General features: G+C 30.9%; 1 protein-coding gene and 1 pseudogene. Both read right to left on the reverse strand.

Features of this window, described 5'->3' with window-relative positions; all coding sequences use genetic code 11:
• Nucleotides 1–218: 218 nt before the first annotated feature.
• Nucleotides 219–557 (reverse strand): ISAon1 family transposase N-terminal region protein, encoded by a 339-nt coding sequence (locus MPF19_RS19030; RefSeq protein ID WP_249989852.1) that lies wholly within the window; start codon nucleotides 555–557, stop codon nucleotides 219–221.
• A 40-nt stretch (nucleotides 558–597) separates the two neighbouring features.
• A pseudogene (locus MPF19_RS19035) lies at nucleotides 598–953 on the reverse strand (ISL3 family transposase).
• Between the last annotated feature and the right edge of the window lie 143 nt (nucleotides 954–1,096).

The raw sequence follows: 1,096 nt of genomic DNA on the forward strand, positions 1-1,096 counted from the left end.
GTTAAGCCCAATCGCGCCGATGGTACTGCATTTATGTGGGAGAGTAGGTCGCCGCCTTTCTTTAAACCTCAATTCTTACGAATTGAGGTTTTTTTTTGCGATAAGCTTAAAGAGATCTACGGCGTGTTGCTAGGATTCTTTGCAAACCAGCATTAGCCATTGCTACTTCTTTATGGTAAGATGCTGAAACAAGTTCAGCATGACAAGGTTTAATCGGATCAAACATTATTTATGGGGAGCGTTAAAAAAATTCTAGTGCCTTTTGCTACTAATAGACAATCTCTTATCACTAATTTTTTAGAATTATCATCAATCCAACGCTTTCTAATAACATGTAGAAAAACGTTTTTACCTCGAATAGGAAAATCTTGAATAGTGGCTTCCGGAAAAAATCCTTTAGAGCTTAATTTAAGTGTTTTAAATTCTTCTGGAATTGTGTTTAACTCAGTGAAATAGAAATGGAGTTCTTCATTTTTAACCTCGTGTTTGGTTAATTTAAAATAATCAACAAGTATTTCTGGTAGTAATAATTTAATAAACTCAATTGAAGTATCCAAAATAGAAATAATTTAAAAGTCAAAGTTCTTCCTTTTTATTTTACTCCACAACTTTTTGTGTTGATCCGATTTTAGCATTAAAAGATTCTGCAGAAGCGTTTGTGCTTCTATTGTCAAAATAGTTTAGTATATTCTGATAATGTACAGACATTGTTCGAGCAATGCTATTAAAGCTTTTAAACTTTGCTTGTCTTTCCTTTTTATCCCATTTAGCAAGTCTAATTAAGGCAACAGTTTTATCTTTTGTTTGATTATAAATCCAGGATAAGTTAGACATAAATTATATGCCTTTTCTATATCTGGATAATTTTTAAAAAGTATTTCAGTTCTTTCCTGTTGGGTGTTAGTCCACTTGTTACTAGATTTATATAATAGATATCTACTTCTGCTAATAATTGTTTTAGAGTATCTCCATTTGGTAGTAGTTCAGGAACATATTTTAAGGGATCAACACAAAAAGTTGTGGAGTAAAATAAAAAGGAAGAACTTTGACTTTAAAATTATTTCTATTTTGGATACTTCAATTGAACTTGCTAAAT

The organism is Polaribacter sp. Z014 (assembly GCF_023555435.1).
GTDB lineage: Bacteria > Bacteroidota > Bacteroidia > Flavobacteriales > Flavobacteriaceae > Polaribacter.